This is a genomic window from Pseudomonas sp. 2822-17 (assembly GCF_002742485.1).
Taxonomy (GTDB): domain Bacteria; phylum Pseudomonadota; class Gammaproteobacteria; order Pseudomonadales; family Pseudomonadaceae; genus Aquipseudomonas; species Aquipseudomonas cyclaminis.
Genome location: NZ_LJRZ01000886.1, coordinates 1 through 246, shown reverse-complemented (window position 1 = coordinate 246; position 246 = coordinate 1). Strand labels below are relative to the sequence as shown.

Annotated in this window: 1 pseudogene; it reads left to right on the top strand. The window is 35.0% G+C overall.

What is annotated here, in order from left to right:
• A pseudogene (locus AOA60_RS32920) lies at positions 1–246 on the top strand (hypothetical protein); the annotation flags it as partial.

The following is a 246-nucleotide window of genomic DNA, read 5'->3' as shown; positions in this document are numbered from 1 at the left end:
ACAAGGAATTACTAGAAGAGCAGCAGAATCATCCAAGAGTCATTATTCTATCCACACATCTTGTTTCTGAAATGGCCTATTTATTTGATGAAGTTATCATTTTAGATAAGGGGAAGGTTGTTATACAAGAAGAGTTTGAATCTCTGACTAATAAAGGTGCAAAAATCATTGGGAATACAACATTGGTGGATGAATTTGTTGAATCAATGCATCAAATTCATATGGAGCAGTTAGGGGAAACAAGGG